Consider the following 20,953-nt stretch of genomic DNA (forward strand, 5'->3'; position numbering starts at 1 on the left):
CTGATGGCGGTGCAGATTGCGGTAATTGACGATTGGCAGGACGTGGCCCGCAACGTGGTCGATTGGTCGGTGCTCGAAAGCATCGGCCAGGTCAGCTTTATTCATGAATACCCCGCCGACAGTGCCACCCTGGCGGACCGCCTGACCGAGTTTGACGTGATCTGCGTGATGCGTGAGCGCACGCGCTTCGATGAGGCCCTGCTGCGCCAGTTGCCGAAACTCAAGTTGCTGGTCACCGGTGGTATGCGCAACGCCGCGCTCGATTTGAAAGCAGCCGCCGCGCTGGGTATTCAGGTGTGTGGCACCGATAGCTACAAACACGCCGCTCCGGAACTGACCTGGGCGCTGATCATGGCTGCCACCCGCAATCTCGTGGCCGAAGCCAATGCCTTGCGCGCCGGCCAATGGCAGCAAGGGCTGGGCGGCGACCTGCACGGCAAGACCCTGGGGATCCTCGGTTTGGGCAGCATCGGCCAACGGGTTGCGCAATTTGGCCAGGTATTCGGCATGCGCGTCATCGCCTGGAGCGAGAACCTCACCGCTGAACGGGCAGCACAAGTTGGCGTGAGTTATGTCAGCAAGCAGGAACTGTTCGAGCAGGCCGATGTGTTGTCGGTGCATCTGGTACTCAGCGATCGCTCCCGGGGCCTGGTGAACGCCGAGGCGCTGGGCTGGATGAAACCCTCGGCGCTGCTCGTCAACACCGCGCGCGGGCCCATCGTCGACGAGGCGGCCTTGATCAAGGCGCTGCAGAAACGTCAGCTGGCAGGCGCGGCACTGGATGTGTTCGACGTCGAGCCGCTGCCACCGCTTCATCCCTTCAGGACTCTGGACAATGTACTGGCCACGCCCCATGTCGGGTATGTCAGCCAACAGAATTACCAGCTGTTCTTTTCGCAGATGATCGAAGACATTCAGGCCTGGACCGCTGGTGCGTCCATTCGCTTGATGAACTGAATGTGTGAGCGTGGCTTACCTGCGATAGCGCTCCAATAGCCACGTCAATCCTGAGTGCTGCGTCCTTATTGAAGGCAAGCCCGCTTCCAGAGGTTTTGTGAACATCGCAAATCTCTGCGGGAGCGAGCTTGCTCGCAAAGAAGCCAGATCAAACTCCACACTGTCCGACTCTGCACCGCAATGGTGCAAGCCAACTGTTCGCCCACGCACACTGATGTGACATTTGTGCTTCGTTTTCAGCCATTTTCATCAAAAAAACTGCACTTCGTCGGTGCGTTTGCCCTCCAATCCGGCACGTCCGTACCTCGTTAAACCGATTGTCGAACAATTTTGCCATCTGAGCTTTACCGCTCTAAGTTCTGGCCTAGACTCACGTTCGCGGGGGAAAACCGGTCGGTCACAAAGTGGAAAAAAAGTCGAAACTTTTGCCTGCCGTGATCGGTCGACTGAAAGGTAGGTGCGTTACGACTGGTGCAATCTTTGCAACAGCCCATTCACCCATTCTGCTTCTGCGCATTTGGGCAGCACTTGCTCAACGATGTGGAGCGCGTTTGCGCCCGGCCACAGGAATTGGCCACGAAATACCGTTTGCCAGACCTAAGAATTAGATCAACAACACGGGAGATGCATATGATCAGTGCGGCTTTGGATATTCAGGGAGAGCGTGCTCGTCAACAGGTCGGCGAATCGAGCGCCGTGAGCGCCCACAGTGCCCAATCGATCAGTGTTCCCGTCACCAAGACGCTGACACCGGTTGCCAGTCAGAACCCGAACAAGAAAAAAGTATTGTTTGTGACCTCCGAGATCGCCGATCTGGTGAAAACCGGGGGCCTGGGCGACGTGTCGGCGGCACTGCCACGGGCGATGTCGCATCTGCACGATGTGCGGGTGCTGATTCCCGGTTACCCGCAGGTGCTGCACAGTGAGAATCCGATTCATATCATCGGTGAGCTCGGGGGCCATGCCGCCCTGCCACCTTGCAAGATCGGGCGCATGGACATGCCCGACGGCCTGGTCATTTACGTGTTGATCTGCCCTGAGTTGTACGAGCGTGAAGGTTCGCCCTATGGCGCCAACAACGGTCGCGACTGGCCGGACAACCACATTCGCTTCGCCCGCCTGGGCCTGGCGGCTGCCGATATCGCTGCCAACCTGGCACAAATCCACTGGTGCCCGGACCTGGTGCACGCCCACGACTGGCCGGCCGGCCTGGCGCCCGCTTATATGCACTGGCGCGGACAACGCACACCGACCCTGTTCACCATCCACAACCTGGCGTATCAGGGCGTGACCAGCCTCGGCTCCTGCCCGGAACTGGGTATTCCCCTCCATGCGCTGCAACAGGAAGGCATGGAGTTCTACGGCAAGATGTCGTTCCTCAAGGCCGGCATGGCCTATTCGAGCCACATCACCACTGTCAGCGCGACCTACGCCCAGGAAATCACCACCCCGGCCTTCGGCTGCGGTCTCGACGGTTTCCTTGCCGCCAAGACCCAGCAAGGCCTGCTCAGCGGCATTCCCAACGGCATCGATGAGAGCTGGGACGCGGCGACCGACACTCACCTGTTCCGCCCGTTCAGCATTGGCGACTGGGAAGGCAAGGCGGTCAACGCCGCCCACGTGCGCCAACTGTTTGGCCTGGAAGACTCTGAAGGCCCGCTGTTCGCCGTGGTCTCGCGACTGGTCTACCAGAAAGGCCTGGACCTGACCGAAGCGGTCTCCGAATACATCGTCAAGTCCGGTGGCCAGATTGCGATCATCGGCCGTGGCGAACCGGAAGAAGAGCAAGCCATGCGCGAACTGGCCCTGCGCTTTCCCGGGCAAATCGGCGTGCGCATCGGCTTCAACGAAACCGACGCCCGGCGCATGTTTGCCGGCAGCGACTTCCTGCTGATGCCTTCGCGTTACGAGCCTTGCGGCTTGAGCCAGATGTACGCCCAGCGTTTCGGTTCGTTGCCGGTGGCGCGCAATACCGGCGGTCTGGCCGACACCATTGAAAACGGCGTGACCGGCTTCCTGTTCGATGAGTCGACCGTGGAGAGCTATCAGGAAGCCCTGAGCCGCGCCTTCAAGGTGTTTGCTTTTCCCGACCTGCTGCATGCCATGCGTTGCCGGGCCATGGCGGCCCCGTTCAACTGGTGCAAGGCCGTCGAACCCTACGCCGAACTCTACGAACAACTGGTGGCCAAGGCTCTGGGGAAATCACACAGACAATAAAGAGGCTTTGAAATGCCGTTACGGACCCCTGAGACCTGGCCCCACGGCGCAATGATGCTGGACGCGGAACACACGCGATTTGCGTTGTGGGCGCCAGATGCGTTTTACGTCAGTGTCGAACTGGAAAATGGACAATCCTTGCCGTTGTTGCCGCAAGACGACGGCTGGTTCGTAAACAACATCCACTGCCCGGCGGGCACGCGATATCGCTACTGCATCGATGGCGAGCTGGAGGTGCCCGACCCGGCCTCCCGCGCCCAGGCCGGTGACATCGACCAGCACAGCGTGGTGGTCGATCCGCATGCCTACCAGTGGCATCACAGCGCCTGGCGTGGCCGACCCTGGCACGAGGCAGTGATTTACGAGCTGCACGTGGGTGTGCTCGGCGGGTTTGCGGCAGTCGAGCAACAACTGAAGCGGCTGGTCGAACTGGGCGTGACCGCCATCGAACTGATGCCCCTGGCGCAGTTCCCCGGTGAGCGCAATTGGGGTTACGACGGGGTGCTGCCCTATGCACCCCAGGCCTCTTATGGTTCGCCCGATCAACTCAAGCACCTGATCGACACCGCCCATGGCCACGGTCTGGCAGTGATTCTCGACGTGGTCTACAACCACTTCGGCCCGGACGGCAATTACCTGCATCGCTATGCCAAGGGCTTTTTCCGCGAAGACGTGCACACGCCCTGGGGCGCGGCCATCGATTTTCGCCGGCGCGAAGTGCGGGACTTTTTCATCGAAAACGCCTTGATGTGGTTGCTCGAGTACCGTTTCGACGGCTTGCGCCTGGACGCCGTCCACGCCATCGAAGACCCGCACTTTCTTCAGGAGCTGGCGCAACGTGTACGCGAGCAGACCGATGACGCTCGCCATGTCTGGCTGATCGTGGAAAACGAGCACAACCGGGCCAGCCTGCTGGAGCAAGGCTACGACGCACAGTGGAACGATGACGGCCATAACGCCCTGCACGTACTGCTGACCGGCGAAACCGACGCCTACTACGCCGACTATGCGCAAAACCCTACTGAAAAACTGGCGCGCTGCCTGAGTCAGGGTTTCGTCTTCCAGGGGCACGTCGACCGCCGCGGCAAGCCTCGGGGCGAGCCCAGCGGCCACCTTCCACCCAGCGCGTTCGTACTGTTCCTGCAAAATCACGACCAGATCGGCAATCGCGCCTTTGGCGAGCGATTGCATCAACTCGCCCCTGTGCAAGCGCTGCAGGCTGCCACCGTGCTGCTGTTGTTGTCGCCGATGATCCCGCTGATGTTCATGGGGGATGAGTTTGCCGCCGAACAGCCCTTTCTGTTTTTCACCAGCCACCACGGCGAACTGGCGCAACGGGTCCGTGAAGGACGGCGTAACGAGTTTGCAGCGTTCGCCGCGTTTACTGATCCGTACAAACGCGCGCAAATTCCCGACCCGAACGCGCCACAGACCTTCGAATCATCCCGCCCGGTGCTGACAGCCAATGGATCGTCACAGATGCACGCGCTGTATCACCGCCTGTTGCAGCTCCGCCAGCAACAGATCATTCCGCGCCTGCCCGGTACCCAGGCGTTGGGAGCCGAAGTGCTGGCGGTCGGTGCGGTGAGTGCGTCATGGCGACTGGGCGATGGCAATCTGTTGCGCATTGACCTGAACCTTAGCGCAGCACCGGTACTCCACACTGCGTCAGTCGGCAGTTCGTTGTTGTTCGAACATCCGCCACATTCGGCCGAGCGCCTGGAAAGAGGCACTCTGGCTCCGTATTGCGCGCTTGTCAGCCTCACGGCCGCAGCCCCTTTGCAACCCCCGATGGAGAGCGCCAATGAGTGATGCGCAACTGGAAATCCTGGCCAGCCGGGCCGGCCTCGCGGTCGACTGGATCGATGCCAATGGTCGCCCGCAAAAAGTTGCACCCTCGGTCTTGCGCAGCGTTCTGACCGGACTCGGCCACCCGGCCGGCAGTGCTCAGGAAATCGACGCCAGCCTGCAGCAATTGCAGCAGGTGCAGCAAACCCGACAGCTACCGCCGCTGATTACCGCCGACTTCGGCGTCGGGCTCAATCTGGCCCACCACTTCGAACCGCACACACCCTGCGAGATCCACCTCGAAGATGGTTCGCGACTCACCCTCAAACTGGACGCCGAGGCCATTTTGCCTGGGTTGATTCCGGTGGGTTACCAGCACGTCAGCATCGATGGCCAGTCCTTTACCCTGGCCGTGGCGCCCGAACGTTGCTTCAGCGTGGGCGATGCCGTGGACAGTCCGATACCGCGCACCTGGGGCTTGAGCGTGCAGCTCTATGCCTTGCGGCGTGAGGGCGATGGCGGATTCGGTGATACCCAGGCATTGGAAGACCTGGCCCGGGTCGCCGGCGAACGTGGCGCCGACGCGCTGGCGATCAGCCCGCTGCATGCCATGTTCGCCAACGACACCCGGCGCTATAGCCCTTATTCGCCCTCCAGCCGGTTATTCCTTAACAGCCTTTACTGCGCGCCAGGGGCGATCCTTGGCGAGCGAGCCATGCGTGCCGCCATCGATACCACCGGGCTGGGCGCCGAGCTGAAGGATCTCCAGGAGCGTGCCTTGATCGACTGGCCCGCCGCGGCCGAAGCCAAACACCGACTGTTGCAGGCGCTGTACGAAGGTTTCGTTCAGGGCGAACACCCGTTGCATGCCGATTTCAGCAGTTTTCGTCATGCCGGTGGCGAAGCCCTGGAAAATCACTGCCGCTTCGAAGCCATTCAAGAGATCCGCGCCGCCAAGGGTGAAAGCCTTGACTGGCGCGAGTGGCCCGAACAATGGCGTAACCCGCGCAGTGCTGCCCTCGCCGAATTCGCCGAAGAAAACGCCGGGCGCATCGGTTTCTTCGCCTTCTGCCAGTGGCTGATCACCCGCTGCCTGGAACGCGCCCAAGCGACAGCCCGCAGCGCCGGCATGCGCATTGGCCTGATTAGCGATCTGGCAGTGGGCGCCGATGGCGGTGGCAGTCAGGCCTGGAGTCGCCAGGACGAATTGCTCGCCTCACTCACCGTCGGCGCGCCGCCGGACATTCTCAACCGAACCGGCCAAGGCTGGGGGATCTCCGCATTTTCTCCCGAAGGCCTCGTGCGCAATGGCTTTCGCGCGTTCATCGAAATGCTCAGGGCCAATTTTGCCCACGCCGGCGGCCTGCGGATCGACCACGTCATGGGCCTGCAACGTTTGTGGGTCATCCCCAACGGCGCGCCGCCCGCTGACGGTGCGTACCTGTATTACCCGGTGGACGACCTGCTACGACTGCTGACCCTGGAATCCCATCGCCACCAGGCGATCGTCCTTGGCGAAGACCTCGGCACCGTGCCCGAAGGTCTGCGGGAAAAGCTCATCGCCCGTTCGATGCTGGGCATGCGGGTGCTGCTGTTCGAACAGGACAACACTCATTTCAAACCGATCCTCGACTGGCCGGACAACGCGCTGGCGACCACCAGCACCCATGATTTGCCAACCCTCAATGGCTGGTGGCACGGCCGCGACATCGACTGGAACGCCCGGCTCAACCTCATCGACGCCAACGGTGAAATCGAGTGGCGCCAACACCGCGAACGCGAGCGCGAAGGCTTGCGCCGGGCCTTGAGCCAGGACCCGCAGAACTTTCGCGAAGAGTCCCACGAGACCGATCAGGTGCTCGACGCCAGTGTGCGCTTCCTTGGCCATACCCGTGCGCCGCTGGTGTTGCTGCCACTGGAAGATGCGCTGGGCGTCGAACAGCAGGCCAACTTGCCTGGCACCATCGATGCTCATCCCAACTGGTCCCGACGCCTGCGCGGTAACAGCGAAACCCTGCTCGATGACCCGGACGCCTCGCGACGCCTGGAATTGCTCGCCTGCGCGCGACTTCAGGCGGCCGAGCGTGACCAATGAGCGCTCTGCCAATACAGCCGCTGCGGGCCACCCTGCGGCTGCAGTTTCACAAGGGCTTTACCCTGGACGATGCGGTACCGCTGGTGCCGTACTTCGCCGAGCTCGGCATCAGCCATGTCTACGCCTCGCCGCTGCTCAGCGCCCGCGCCGGGTCGATGCATGGCTATGACGTGGTGGACCCGACCACCATCAACCCGGAGCTGGGCGGCGAAGCGGCGTTGCGCCGCCTGGTCAGCGCGTTGCGCGAGCACAGCATGGGGCTGATCCTCGATATCGTCTCCAATCACATGGCGGTCGGCGGGAGCGACAACCCCTGGTGGCTGGACTTGCTTGAGTGGGGGCGCCTGAGCCCCTATAGCGAGTTCTATGATATCCAGTGGCACTCCGCCGACCCGTTGATGGAGGGGAAACTGCTGCTGCCGTTCCTTGGCAGCGACTATGGGGTTGCCCTGCAGGACGGCACCCTGCCCTTGCGTTTCGATGCGCAGCATGGCGCGTTTTTTGTCGAGCATTACGAACACCACTTTCCGATTTGCCCGATGACCTGCGGCGAGTTGCTCACGTCCGACATCGATCAGCTGAAATCCCTGGCCGACCGATTCAGCACCTTGAGCTACCAGACCGACGCTCACCGCCTGGCCATTCCCTTGCAGGACGAATTGCGCGAACTGGCCACAGATCCCGCCATGCTGCAGGCCATCGAGCAAAACCTGAAAGCCTACGATTCGCTCACCCGTGAAGGTTTCGAGCGCCTGCATAACCTGTTGGAGCGCCAGAGCTATCGCCTCGCCAGTTGGCGTACGGCCGCGGATGACATCAACTGGCGGCGTTTCTTCGATGTCAATGAACTGGGCGGCCTGCGGGTCGAACGCCCGGCGGTGTTCGAAGCGACCCATGCAAAGATTTTCCAGCTGGTGGCGCAAGGACTGGTCGATGGTCTGCGCGTCGACCACATCGACGGCCTCGCCGACCCTCGGGGTTACTGCCGCAAACTTCGGCGGCGGGTCGACAGCCTGGTTCCTGGCCGGCATCTGCCGATCTACGTGGAAAAGATCCTCGGCGCAGGCGAAACCCTGCACCGCGACTGGTTGGTGGACGGCACCACCGGCTATGAATTCATGAACCAGGTGTCGTTGTTGCAACACGATCCTCAACGCGAACAGGCCTTGGGCAGACTCTGGCAGCGGCACAGCGAACGTCCCGCCGATTTCCGTCAGGAAGCGCAACTGGCCCGGCAACAGATCCTCAACGGCTCCCTGGCCGGGGATTTCGAAAGTGTCGCTCAGGCGCTGCTGCAAGTGGCCCGGGAAGACCTGATGACCCGCGACCTGACCCTGGGGGCGATCCGCCGGGCATTGCAGGAACTGATCATCCATTTTCCGGTGTACCGCACCTACATCAGCCCCCTCGGGCGGTCGTCCCAGGACAACGTTTTTTTCCAGCAGGCCATGGACGGCGCCCGGCAGACCCTCGGCGAAGCCGACTGGCCGGTGCTCGATTGCCTGGCCCGCTGGCTGGGCGGCGAGCCGTGGCGCAAGGCCCCGGCCGGACGCGTGCGCAAACGGATCAGGCATGCCTGCGTGCGGTTTCAGCAACTGACCTCTCCGGCTGCGGCGAAGGCCGTGGAAGACACCGCGTTCTATCGTTCGGCAGTGCTGCTGTCGCGCAATGACGTCGGTTTCAGTACCGAGCAGCTCAGTGCGCCGGTCGAGGATTTTCATGCCGCGTGCGCGCAACGCCTCGCCGATTTTCCGGACAACCTGCTGGCCACCGCGACCCACGACCACAAGCGCGGCGAAGACACCCGTGCGCGCCTGGCGGTGTTGAGCGAACGCAGTCAGTGGTACGTCGAGCAGATCGGCCTCTGGCGCGCCCTCGCCCGCCCGTTGCGCGACGATGATCAGCAGCCATCGGCGGGTGATGAGCTGATTCTGTATCAAGCAATCCTCGGCAGCTGGCCACTGCACCTGCAGGTTGACGATCAACCGGCGCTGGCGGCCTATGCCGAACGCCTCTGGCAGTGGCAACGCAAAGCGCTGCGCGAAGCCAAGTTGCAAAGCAGCTGGAGCGCGCCCAACGATGCCTACGAACAAGCGGTTGAACGCTTCATCCGGCGCCTGCTGTTGAGCCCGCAGGGCGACTTTCTGCGCACGGCGCTCGGCAAGGCTGTGCACGCGATTGCCGTGCCTGGCGCACTCAACGGATTGGCGCAAACCTTGCTGCGCATGACCGTGCCGGGTGTGCCGGATCTTTATCAGGGCAACGAGTTCTGGGACTTCAGCCTGGTCGATCCGGACAATCGCCGGCCAGTGGACTACGCCAGCCGCCAACAGGCCTTGCAGCAAGCAGTGAATCTGCCGGATCAGCTGGCGAACTGGCGCGACGGGCGCATCAAGCAAACCTTGATTGCGCGGACCTTGGACTTGCGCACCGAGCACGCCGAGCTGTTCCGGCGAGGGACTTACCAGGCCCTCGAAGTCGTCGGCAGCCAGGCCCATCGAGTGCTGGGATTTGTTCGTGAATGGGAGGGTAAACGCGCCATCGTCATCGTGCCGATCCGTTGCTCGGCGCTGCTGGAAAACAGTGCCGAGCCGCAGGTGAACGCGCTGCAGTGGGGCGATACGCGAATCGATTTACCGTTCGCGATCGCTGACGAAAATCTAAAGGGACTTTTTTCAAGCATCACAGTCACAAAAAACAGGGAGCTGATGATCAGCGCCGCACTGGGGGACTTCCCGGTCAATCTCTTTATTCAAACTACCGACACTTGAGTTCAGTTCAGGAGCAATGCGATGAGTACCGACGATAAACGCATCCGTGAATTTGCCTATCAGATCTGGGAGTCCGAAGGGAAACCCGAAGGCCAGGAGAGCCGCCACTGGGAGATGGCACGCAAACTCGCCGAAGCTGAAGCTCTGGCGCCGAAAAAACCGGCAAAAGCGCCTGTGAGCAAAACCGCCAATGGCAAGGCGGGTGAAGGCAAGGTGGCCGCGCCAAAAGCCAAAGCCAAACCGGCGTCGGCCTCCGCCTTGATCCCGCCCGGGGAAAAAGCCACCGAGAAAAAGCCTCGCGCAGCGCGTAAACCGCCGGCGAACTGATTGGCTCGCACTTTTTCCTGATTGAACGCGTGGCGAGTCCGCTCGCCACCGAGGGACGCTCACCCTCAACAACCCCCTGTGTGAGCGAGCCTGCTCGCGAGGACGGTTTACCTCGACACATGCATAACCTGACACACCGCAATCGCGAGCAGGCTCGCTCCCACAGATTGCGGCGTCTATGTACCTCACTTTGCAGGAGCAACTATGCCCAGTCCGAAGAAAACCGCGCCAGCCCCTCATGTCGAGGCCTCGCGAATTCGTGAAGGCCTGCCCTTTCCACTGGGTGCGACCTGGGACGGTCTTGGGGTCAATTTCGCCTTGTTCTCCGCTCACGCCACCAAAGTCGAACTGTGCATTTTCGATGATGCCGGCGAGGTCGAGCTCGAACGCATCGAACTGCCGGAATACACCGACGAGATCTACCACGGCTACTTGCCCGACGCCCATCCAGGGTTGATCTATGGCTATCGGGTCTACGGTCCCTATGACCCCGCCAACGGCCACCGTTTCAACCACAACAAGCTGTTGATCGACCCCTACGCCAAGCAATTGGTCGGCAAATTGAAATGGTCCGAGGCATTGTTTGGCTACACCATCGGCCATCCCGACGCCGACCTCAGTTTCGATGAACGGGACAGCGCGCCCTTCGTCCCCAAATGCAAAGTCATCGACCCCGCGCACACCTGGGGCCACGACCACCGGGTCAGCGTGCCGTGGGACAAAACGATCATTTACGAGACCCACGTGCGCGGCATCAGCATGCGTCACCCTTCCGTCCCCGAGAACGTGCGCGGCACCTTCGCCGGGTTGATGGTCGACGATGTCCTGGAACACATCCGCAAGCTCGGCGTATCGACCGTGGAGCTGCTGCCGATTCATGCCTTCGTCAACGACCAGCATCTGTTGCACAAGGGTATGACCAACTACTGGGGCTACAACAGCATCGCGTTTTTCGCCCCCGACCCGCGTTACCTGGCCAGCGGCAAGATCGCCGAATTCAAGGAAATGGTCGCGCACCTGCACGAAGCCAACCTCGAAGTGATCCTGGACGTGGTCTACAACCACACCGCCGAGGGCAACGAACAAGGCCCGACCCTGTCGATGCGTGGCATCGACAACGCGTCCTATTACCGCTTGATGCCGGACGACAAGCGCTTCTACATCAATGACTCCGGCACCGGCAACACCCTGGACCTGAGCCATCCGTGCGTCCTGCAAATGGTCACCGACTCCCTGCGCTACTGGGCGACGGAGATGCACGTCGACGGCTTCCGCTTCGACCTGGCGACCATTCTGGGGCGCTACCACGACGGCTTTGACGAACGTCACAGCTTCCTCGTGGCCTGTCGCCAGGACCCGGTGCTGCGTCAGGTGAAGATGATTGCCGAGCCTTGGGATTGCGGCCCCGGCGGCTATCAGGTCGGCAACTTCCCGCCGGGCTGGGTGGAGTGGAACGACAAGTTTCGCGACACCGTGCGTGCGTTCTGGAAAGGCGACGATGGGCAACTGGCGGACTTCGCCAGTCGCATGACCGCGTCCGGCGAGATGTTCAACCAGCGCGGTCGCCGGCCCTATGCTTCGGTGAATTTCGTCACCGCCCACGACGGCTTTACCCTCAACGACCTGGTGTCCTACAACGACAAGCACAACGAAGCCAACGACGAAGACAATCAGGACGGCAGCAACAACAACCTGTCCTGGAACCATGGCGTCGAGGGTCCCACCGACGACCCGGAAATCAACGGTCTGCGTCAGCGGCAGATGCGTAATTTCTTCGCCACCCTGTTGCTGTCCCAAGGCACGCCCATGCTGGTGGCCGGTGACGAATTCGCCCGCACCCAGGACGGCAACAACAACGCCTATTGCCAGGACAGCGAAATCGGTTGGGTCAACTGGGACTTGAGTGAAGACGGCAAAGCCCTGCTCAAATTCGTCAAACGCCTGATCAAGCTGCGCCTGGCCTATCCGATCCTGCGCCGCGGGCGCTTCCTGGTCGGCAATTACAACGAGGATATCGGCGTCAAGGATGTCACCTGGCTGGCCGCGGATGGCAGCGAGATGACCACCAAGCACTGGCATGATGCGCACAATCGTTGCATGGGCATGTTGCTTGACGGACGCGCGCAGGAAACCGGCATTCGCCGCAAAGGGGCCGACGCCACCCTGCTGCTGGTGGTCAATGCCCATCACGACATCGTCAACTTCACGTTGCCGGAAGTCCCCGATGGCGGCTTCTGGACGTGCATGGTCGATACCAACCAACCGTCGATTCGCGGCCAGGAACGCTTCGAGTTCGGCCACGAGTATTCGGTGACCGGCCGTTCATTGCTGCTGTTCGAATTGCAGCACGAGGAAGAGGATTGAAATGAACCAAAGACTCGTCGGATAAAAATTGTTTCAAATGCCGACGAACACGCTTCGATGAGCAATACTGGATGCGCGGCGCCCAAGGGTTCGGAGCGCCGCGCATTGCCATCAACCAGCCCTCACGGGTCAGCCTGGCTTGCCGCCCGCAAGCATTGCGCATGACTGAAGGCGAAACGGAACAAGGACGTAACCCCATGAAGTCTGCCTCCATCAGTGAAAGCACCCTGGCGGGACAAATCTGGAACAGCGCCGCGCAACTGGACAATATCCCAGTGATCGGCACCCAGTCGTTGGTCCCGGCCGGCGCACGCGCCGTGGTGATCGCCCCGCATCCCGGCGATGAAGTGGTGACCTGCGGTGGCCTGCTGCAATTGCTCAGCGCCAACGGCCATCCCCTGCAACTGATCTCCGTCACTGACGGCAGCGCCAGCCATCCGGGTTCGCAGCAATGGTCGGAAAAACGCCTCAGCGTGTTTCGCTCCCAGGAGAGTGTCGAAGCCTTGCGTCGCCTCGGCTTGCCCATGCATAGCCTGAAATGGATTCGTGGCGGCTTTACCGACAACGCCCTGGCCGAGCATGAACTGGAACTGACGCAATTCATTGCACGCTACTTGCGCCCAGGCGATGTGGTGTTCAGCACCTGGCGCGCGGATGGGGTCAGCGACCATGACGCCGTCGGCCGCGCCAGCGCCAATGCCGCGACCCTTGCCGGTGCAACCTTCCATGAAATACCGGTCTGGGCCTGGCATTGGCCAGCCCGTGATTACGCCGCGATCCCCTGGCACCGCGCGCGCAAGATACGCCTGGACAGCTGGACGGTCGCACGCAAAAGCCACGCCACCCACGCCTATGCCAGCCAACTCAAAGGCGAACCGGCGATCGGCATTGCACCGATGCTGCCTCGGGTGCTGCTGGAGCGGATACGTCTGCCTTATGAAATCGTGTTTGTCTGACGCGACAAACAGCCAATGCGTGCGTGGAGGCTATCCTTACTTCACTCAAACTGAACTGCCCGCTTGCGTATCAGTCGCATACATAAGTCACCCGGATTCAGAGGAGTGAAAGTGACCCGTAATTCCAAACGCGACACGATTGAATCAAAGCCATTGAACAACCCTCCGGCCATCAATCGATTGCGCGTGCTGACGGTCAATACCCACAAGGGGTTTACCGCCCTCAACCGACGTTTCATCCTCCCGGAACTGCGTGAAGCGGTACGCAGTACATCGGCCGATCTGGTGTTTCTGCAAGAAGTGGTCGGCGAACACGAGCGTCACTCCTCGCGCTACCACCAATGGCCGCAAACCTCGCAATACGAGTTCCTCGCCGACAGCATGTGGAGCGATTTTGCCTACGGGCGCAATGCAGTGTACCCCGATGGCCATCACGGCAACGCCCTGCTGTCGAAATACCCGATTCGCGAACACCGCAACCTCGACGTTTCCATCACCGGGCCGGAACGTCGCGGGCTGCTGCATTGCGTCCTTGATGTACCGGGCCACGCCGAAGTGCATGCGATCTGCGTTCATCTGAGCTTGCTGGAAAGCCATCGCCAACTGCAGCTGCAGCTGCTCTGTCAGTTGCTTGAGTCCCTGCCTGACGACGCGCCAGTGATCATTGCCGGCGACTTCAACGATTGGCAGTTGCAGGGCAATGTCGCCCTCGCCCGTCGTGAGGACCTGCATGAAGCCTTCGAACGCCATCACGGGCGCCCCGCAAAAACCTATCCCGCGCGGTATCCCCTGCTGCGCCTGGACCGCATCTACCTGCGCAACGCCAGTAGCCATGATCCGAAAATCCTCGGAAACAAACCCTGGACGCACCTGTCGGATCACCTGCCGTTGGCCGTGGAAGTGCATCTCTGAAGCTTCCTTCCCCCCGGAAAAACCGTTGAGTCAAAGTAAACTCCCCGTCATTTCTGGTATTTCTGACAGTAGAAACCGCTAAGCGCTGCTGCTACGTTGCCCATGTCCCTGGGGCTGGCCCTACGGACATGCAACCACCGTAGCCGTCGTTGCCGAAGGTTCTGGATGACGGGAGATTGCCTTCCGATGCTGTCTCGCAACTCGCGCTGCCGAAGGTGACTGACGCCTGGCCAATGTTGACGCCGTGGCGGGTCAGTCGCCGATCCCTATGCGGAGACGAGCATGAATCCATGGTCAGATCTACCCAAGTACCGTTTCAGCGCCTGTGTATTTTTCCTCTGGCTGTGTGCAGGCGGGTCGGCTCCCACCCACGCCGCCTGCACTCTCATCCCCACCGCCGGCAACGATAACTTCGTGTGTGACAGCGCCAGCAATGGACCGCTGACCGATCTGGCCGGCAACAACACCCTGACGTTTCCCGCCAATGGCACCGGTACCATCAATGGCAATGTGACGCTTGGCGCCGGCAACGATACCGTCAACCTCAACTCGGGGCGCATTCTCGGTTCGCTCAATCAGGGGGACGGCGCCAATACCCTGAACATCACTGCCGGCCAAATCACAGGCGCAGTCAACCAGGGCAATGGCATCGATCACTTCACGATGAGTGGCGGGACCATCCAGTCCCTTGCCCAAGGCGACAGTCGCGATTTTTTCCTCATGACCGGCGGCACCATCGTCGGCGCCTTCGAGGATGGCGACACCGCCAAAATGACCGGCGGCACCATTGGCCGGGTCGACATGAAACTCGATAACAATCTGTTCGATCTCTCGGGCGGACAGATCCTGGGCAACCTGGTCACCGGTTTCGGCACCGACACCATCATCGTTTCCGGCGGCAGGATTGGCGGCAATATCAGCGTCAGCGGTGGCAACGACAGCATCACCGTGACAGGCGGCGAGGTCGTCGGCGAAATCCGCGCCAGCACGGGTAATGACACCTTTCTATGGGACGGCGGCGGCATTATCCGTTCGGCAATCCTGATGGGCGATGACAATGACAAGGCCATTGTGCGCAACCTGACTGAAACCACCCTCGCCCTGACCCCAACCCTCGACGGTGGCCCGGGCACCGATCAGTTGACCTTTGATCACACCACATCCGCCGGCGCCGCCCGTTACATCAACTGGGAAACCGTTAACCTGAACAACGGTTCGCGGTTCGACCTCACCGGCAACTTCGTGCTCGGCGACAGCGGCAGCCGCACGGGTGCATTCAACATCGATGGAAGCAGCGTACTGACGTCCAGCCAGGGCGGCATCGTGCCCTTCACCCCGGGGCAGCGCGCGACCCTGAATAACGCCGGGGTAATTGACCTGAGCAACGGCAATACGCGCACCAACGATGTGCTTGCCGTGCAGGGCAATTATTCGGGCAACAACGGGCAACTGTTTTTGCAAAGCGCTCTGGGCGACGACAATTCGCCCAGTGACAAACTGGTGGTCATCGATGGCACCTTGACCGGCAGCACCTCGATCAGCATCAGTAACCTCGGTGGCGCTGGCGCGTTGACCCAGCAGAATGGCATTCAGGTTGTTCAGGCCCAGGGGACGGCGATCAGCGACAACGGCGCCTTTACCCTGAAAACCCCAGTGTCGGCGGGCGCCTTCAATTACGTCCTGTACAAGGGCGGCATCACAGCCGGCAGCGAAAACAGTTGGTACCTGCGCTCTTCTGTCGTCGCGGCGCCGCTGGTCGCGGAGCCTAATCCCGACCCGGCCCTGCCGCCGATTCTTGTGCCTCTGGTGGCCACGCCGGTCGCCGCTGCCGGTAGTCCGCCGCTGCCCGTTGCCCAGCCCGGTGCCGCCGCGATTCCCCTGTACCGCGCGGAAGTCCCGGTCTGGTCCGTATTGCCACCGGCCGCTGCGCAACTGGCCCTGACCGCCCTTGGTACATTCCACGATCGCCAGGGTGATCAGCGTCTGCTGAGCGAAACCGGGGCCTTCGGCGCTGGCTGGGGTCGGGTCTATGGCAAGGATGTAGACCAGACCTGGGCCGGCACCGTCACGCCACGGCTCGATGGCTCGCTGGACGGCTTCCAGGTGGGCAACGACCTGTACAGCTCGCTGACGTCCGGGGGGCATGCCCAACGCAGCGGATTCTTCGTCGGCCATAGCCGCTTGAAGGGCGACGTCGACGGTTTCAACGAAGGGTTCGAAGGCAAGCGTGCGGGCAAGGTTGAATTGCGAGGGGACAGTCTTGGCGCTTACTGGACCCTGACCGACGCCGGGGGCTGGTACGTCGACACGGTGGCGATGTACACCTGGCTCGACGGCGACAGTCATTCCGATCGCGGCCTCAAGCTCGATAGCAAAGGACATGTGCTGTCGCTGTCGGCAGAAGCCGGTTACCCGTTCCCGCTGGCAAGCCGTTGGGTGATCGAACCCCAGGCGCAGGTAATCCATCAGAACCTTGCCCTCGACACTCAGGACGACGGCATCTCCCGGGTGACGTTCGATTCCGATCCGGCCTGGACCGGTCGGCTCGGCGCCCGACTCAAGGGCCGTTATCAGGTCAGTGGCCTGCCGCTCGAACCTTACCTGCGCGCTAACCTGTGGCACACCCTTTCGGGCACCGATACAGTCAGATTTGCCGGAGTCACCGATATCGACACGCAACAGAAATCCTCATGGGCCGACCTCGGCGTCGGCGCCATCCTGACGCTCGCCCCCGACGTCAGTGTGTACGCCAGTGCCGATTACTCCAGCAACCTCGACAGTCAGCAACTGCGGGGAATGATCGGTAATGCCGGTATCCGGGTGAGCTGGTAAATACCGAGCAATGGCTCTATTTCAGGGCTTTTTCCTTGTTTTTTCCATTTAACAAGAACTTAGAGAGACGACAAAAATCAGTCACTTATAAGCCCTAAAATACCCATACCACTTATCGGCCATTTTCTTGACGCAGTGCCAGGGGTCTCCTTGAATTCACGTTACTACCCCCGGAACCACAATCAGGGGCAAGCCCCCAAGTCACCCGCGAACACGGGCGGGCCCCGGCTTGCCCCCATCCATCGGTCGCCCCTCACTCGGGGTAGGAGAGACGGCAAAGCGAGAATGGCATGCGATTGCAAGGTAGACCCCCATGAAAACTTCACTCACCCAACAAGAGATCAAAATCACTTTTTGCACAGTCTCGAGCTCACTCCTGCTGTGCTCTTCCATGGAAGTACAGGCCTCGCCTGTCGAGGAAGATATTTCGCCCTGGTATCGCCAGGACGTCCCGATGCTCTCCATGCCCGCACAAGTCTCCACGTATCCCGGCCGTTTCAGCGCCATGCCCGATCTGCGAAGTTCGCACCTGACGACCGAAGATGCCTCGCCTGCCGCCTGGGATCAGGTGTATGGACAGGCCTCGCGCCAGGCACAAAACGACGTTCTAGCCGAAGGCATCTCCACTTCCGCTGCCGGTGAAGTGAAAGGCCCGGCGCTCATGACCCTGGAAAGCGGCAGTGGCCGTACTCAGCGGGTTGGCCTGATCGGCGGCACCAGCATGATCCAGGGCAACAGCACTGGCTTGTTCACCAATCGCGTCCAATCAGACTCCAACAGCGACACCTTCAGCCTGCAAGGCCAAAGCCTCGGCGCCTACTGGAGCCTGATCGGGCCACAAGGCTGGCACGTGGACTTGACGGCCAGTGGCGGCCGGGTCAATGGCTATACCCGCAACGAACAGGGTGTGCGGCAAGCCGCCGAGGGCAGCGCGATGACGCTGTCGATGGAAGGTGGTTTCCCCATCGGTCTTGGCGAACACTGGGTGGTTGAACCCCAGGCGCAATTGATCAATCAACGGATCACCCTGGACACCCCTTACGCAGGCTCGGGCAATGCCTCTTCCACTGACTTGTCGTCGTGGAGCGGCCGGGTCGGCGCCAAACTGAAAGGGAGTTACGACTTCAATGGCCTGCCTGTGGAACCCTATGTGCGGACCAACTTGTGGCACACAGTGAACACCGGCAATACCGTGACCCTGGATCAGGTCGACAAGATCAGCAGCAGCCGGAATTCTTCGACGGTAGAGCTGGGATTGGGTCTGGTGGCCAGAATGACCCCGACCGTAAGCCTGTACGTCAGCGCCGATTACAGCAGTGACGTCGACCAGAATGATTTGAACGGGTTGATCGCCAGCCTGGGTGTGCGGATGCGGTGGTGAGGATCAGACCTCGAAAAGACTGCTGAGCGGGCGACGCCATCGCGAGCAACGCGCTCCAAAAGGGTCACATGGACCCTGTCGAAGCGAGTTCACTCGCGATGCAGGCAAGCGTTTTCGGTTCAGCCTTCGGGGCGCAACATCAACACGGCCAGGGGCGGCAGATTCAGCACCAATGACAACGCCTGTCCATGACTGGGCGCCTCCTCGGTGTATGCCCCGCCACTGTTGCCGTAATTGGAGCCGGCATAGGTCGCCGAATCACTGTTCATCAACTCGGTCCAGCGCCCGGCAAACGGAACACCGATGCGATAAGCCTCACGCGGTACAGGGGTGAAGTTCGCCACCACCAGCACCGGCCTGCCGTCCTTGCTCCAGCGCAACCACGCATACACGCTGTTGATCGCATCGTCGCCGATCAACCACTGGAAGCCTTGGGGAACATCATCCTGCTCATACAGCGCCGGCTCTTCGCGGTACAGCCGATTGAGGTCGCTCACCAGTTTCTGAACACCTTTGTGCTCGGAGTACTGCAGCAAGTACCAATCCAGTTGCTGGTCGTGGTTCCACTCGCGCCATTGGCCGAACTCACAGCCCATGAACAACAGTTTCTTGCCGGGATGCGCCCACATGAAGCTCAGGTAAGCCCGCAGGTTGGCAAATTTCTGCCAGCGGTCACCGGGCATCTTGTCGATGAGCGAATGCTTGCCGTGCACCACTTCGTCATGGGAGATCGGCAGGATAAAGCGCTCGGACCAGGCGTAGACCAGGCCGAAACTCAGCTCGTTGTGATGATGGGCGCGGTACACCGGGTCCTGCTGGATGTAATGCAATGAATCGTGCATCCAGCCCATGTTCCATTTGTAAGCGAAGCCCAGGCCACCCTGTTGCGTACTCTGGCTGACGCCTGGCCATGCGGTGGACTCCTCGGCGATCACCAGGGCACCCGGCGCTTCCAGGGCCACGACGTCGTTGAGGTGACGCAGGAAGTCGATGGCTTCGAGGTTTTCTCGACCACCATGGCGATTCGGCACCCATTCGCCAGCCTTGCGCGAGTAATCGCGATAGAGCATCGACGCCACGGCGTCGACCCGCAGGCCGTCGACATGAAAATGCTTGAGCCAGTGCAACGCCGACGCCAGCATGTAGCCATGCACTTCGGTGCGGCCGAGGTTATAAATCAGCGTGTCCCAATCCTGATGAAAGCCTTCCTGGGGATTGCCGTACTCGTACAATGCAGTGCCGTCGAATTGCGCCAGGCCATGGGTGTCAGTGGGGAAATGCGCCGGCACCCAGTCGAGGATCACCCCGATGTCGGCCTGGTGGCAGGCATTGACGAACGCCGCGAACTCATCCCCGGTGCCGTAGCGGGCGCTGGTGGCGAATTGCGAGAGCAGTTGATAGCCCCACGATCCGCCAAACGGGTGCTCCATGATCGGCATCAGCTCGATGTGGGTGAAACCCAGCTCCTTCACATACGGAATCAGCCGCTCGGCCAGCTCCGGCCAGGTGTACTGGCGAGCCACTTCGCCCAGATCATCCAGCTCGCATTGCCACGAGCCGGCGTGCAGTTCGTATATGGACAAGGGGGCTGTCGGACGCTGACGCTCGCCACGGGACTGCATCCATTCCTGGTCCTGCCAGTCGATCTTCAGCGGTGACGCCACTTTCGAGGCGGTGTCCGGCGGCAGCGACGTGGCGAGGGCCATGGGGTCGGCCTTCAGCGGCAGAATCCCGTCCTTGCCAAGAATCTCGTACTTGTACGCCTCCCCCGCTTGCAGGCGCGGAATGAACAGCTCCCAGACACCCGTGGGATGACGCAGACGCATCGGATGGCGGCGACCATCCCAGACGTTGAAATCACCGACCACCGACACCCGCCGGGCATTCGGCGCCCATACGGCAAAACGCGCGCCATCGACACCGTCGACCGTCATCAGCTGCGCACCCAGGCAACTGCTCAGGTCGCGGTGATTGCCCTCGGCGAACAGGTAGAGATCCATTTCACCGAGCAGCGGACCGAAACTGTACGGGTCTTCGGCGATCTGTTCGCCGCCAGCCCAGCGAGTGCGCAGCAGATAAGGTTGCGCCCGGTCGAAATGCCCGACAAACAGTCCCGGTGTCTGAGTCAACTCCAGGTGACCGAGTTCTTCTCCCGACTCCCTGGCCACCACCTGCACGCTCAAGGCGTCCGGCAGATAAGCCCGAATGAACTGTCCTCCGGCGCCATCGCCATGGGGACCGAGTATTGCAAAGGGGTCGTGATGCTCGGCGCGCACCAGCGCATCAATGTCCCGCGCCCTGGGTAGCAGTGCTTCTTCATACTGACCCTGTTCCTTGTTCGAGAAACTCATGA

At 61.2% G+C, this 20,953-nt stretch carries 12 protein-coding genes; 11 read left to right on the forward strand and 1 reads right to left on the reverse strand.

Annotation, left to right across the window (positions count from 1 at the left end):
- Window positions 1-3: 3 nt before the first annotated feature.
- From ACGJAX_RS22795 to ACGJAX_RS22845, 11 genes are all read left to right on the forward strand, one after another.
- Window positions 4-957 (forward strand): NAD(P)-dependent oxidoreductase, encoded by a 954-nt coding sequence (locus ACGJAX_RS22795; RefSeq protein WP_390956254.1) that lies wholly within the window; start codon window positions 4-6, stop codon window positions 955-957.
- 630 nt (window positions 958-1,587) lie between these two features.
- Window positions 1,588-3,174 carry a glycogen synthase GlgA gene (glgA, locus tag ACGJAX_RS22800; RefSeq protein ID WP_247255816.1) on the forward strand — a complete coding sequence of 529 codons (1,587 nt, stop codon included), beginning with the start codon at window positions 1,588-1,590 and terminating at the stop codon, window positions 3,172-3,174.
- Between the two features lie 12 nt (window positions 3,175-3,186).
- The gene (treZ, locus tag ACGJAX_RS22805) at window positions 3,187-4,986 is read left to right on the forward strand and encodes a malto-oligosyltrehalose trehalohydrolase (protein ID WP_390956256.1); all 1,800 of its coding nucleotides are present in this window, start codon (window positions 3,187-3,189) and stop codon (window positions 4,984-4,986) included.
- Window positions 4,979-7,057 carry a 4-alpha-glucanotransferase gene (malQ, locus tag ACGJAX_RS22810; protein WP_390956257.1) on the forward strand — a complete coding sequence of 693 codons (2,079 nt, stop codon included), beginning with the start codon at window positions 4,979-4,981 and terminating at the stop codon, window positions 7,055-7,057. The genes treZ and malQ overlap by 8 nt, the downstream gene beginning before the upstream one ends.
- Complete coding sequence (locus tag ACGJAX_RS22815; protein WP_390956258.1) at window positions 7,054-9,828, forward strand: malto-oligosyltrehalose synthase; 2,775 nt, start codon at window positions 7,054-7,056, stop codon at window positions 9,826-9,828. Before malQ ends, ACGJAX_RS22815 begins: the two co-directional genes overlap by 4 nt.
- 21 nt (window positions 9,829-9,849) lie before the next feature.
- Window positions 9,850-10,155 carry a DUF2934 domain-containing protein gene (locus ACGJAX_RS22820; RefSeq protein ID WP_247255812.1) on the forward strand — a complete coding sequence of 102 codons (306 nt, stop codon included), beginning with the start codon at window positions 9,850-9,852 and terminating at the stop codon, window positions 10,153-10,155.
- 204 nt (window positions 10,156-10,359) lie between these two features.
- Window positions 10,360-12,519, forward strand: a complete 2,160-nt coding sequence (glgX, locus tag ACGJAX_RS22825; protein ID WP_390956259.1) for a glycogen debranching protein GlgX — start codon at window positions 10,360-10,362, stop codon at window positions 12,517-12,519.
- A gap of 197 nt (window positions 12,520-12,716) precedes the next feature.
- On the forward strand, window positions 12,717-13,475 hold the full coding sequence (locus ACGJAX_RS22830; protein WP_390956260.1) for a PIG-L family deacetylase: 759 nt from the start codon (window positions 12,717-12,719) through the stop codon (window positions 13,473-13,475).
- Between the two features lie 111 nt (window positions 13,476-13,586).
- Window positions 13,587-14,387, forward strand: a complete 801-nt coding sequence (locus ACGJAX_RS22835; protein ID WP_390956261.1) for an endonuclease/exonuclease/phosphatase family protein — start codon at window positions 13,587-13,589, stop codon at window positions 14,385-14,387.
- Window positions 14,388-14,669: 282 nt separating this feature from the next.
- Window positions 14,670-17,219, forward strand: a complete 2,550-nt coding sequence (locus ACGJAX_RS22840; protein ID WP_390956262.1) for an autotransporter outer membrane beta-barrel domain-containing protein — start codon at window positions 14,670-14,672, stop codon at window positions 17,217-17,219.
- Between the two features lie 313 nt (window positions 17,220-17,532).
- Window positions 17,533-18,600: an autotransporter domain-containing protein gene (locus tag ACGJAX_RS22845; protein ID WP_390956263.1), complete on the forward strand. Its 1,068-nt coding sequence runs from the start codon at window positions 17,533-17,535 to the stop codon at window positions 18,598-18,600.
- 119 nt (window positions 18,601-18,719) lie between these two features.
- On the opposite strand, the gene glgB is transcribed toward ACGJAX_RS22845, so the two are convergent.
- Window positions 18,720-20,951, reverse strand: a complete 2,232-nt coding sequence (glgB, locus tag ACGJAX_RS22850) for a 1,4-alpha-glucan branching protein GlgB (RefSeq protein ID WP_390956264.1) — start codon at window positions 20,949-20,951, stop codon at window positions 18,720-18,722.
- Window positions 20,952-20,953 lie beyond the last annotated feature (2 nt).

It is taken from the genome of Pseudomonas moorei (genome assembly GCF_042846945.1).
Taxonomy (GTDB): Bacteria; Pseudomonadota; Gammaproteobacteria; order Pseudomonadales; family Pseudomonadaceae; genus Aquipseudomonas; species Aquipseudomonas moorei.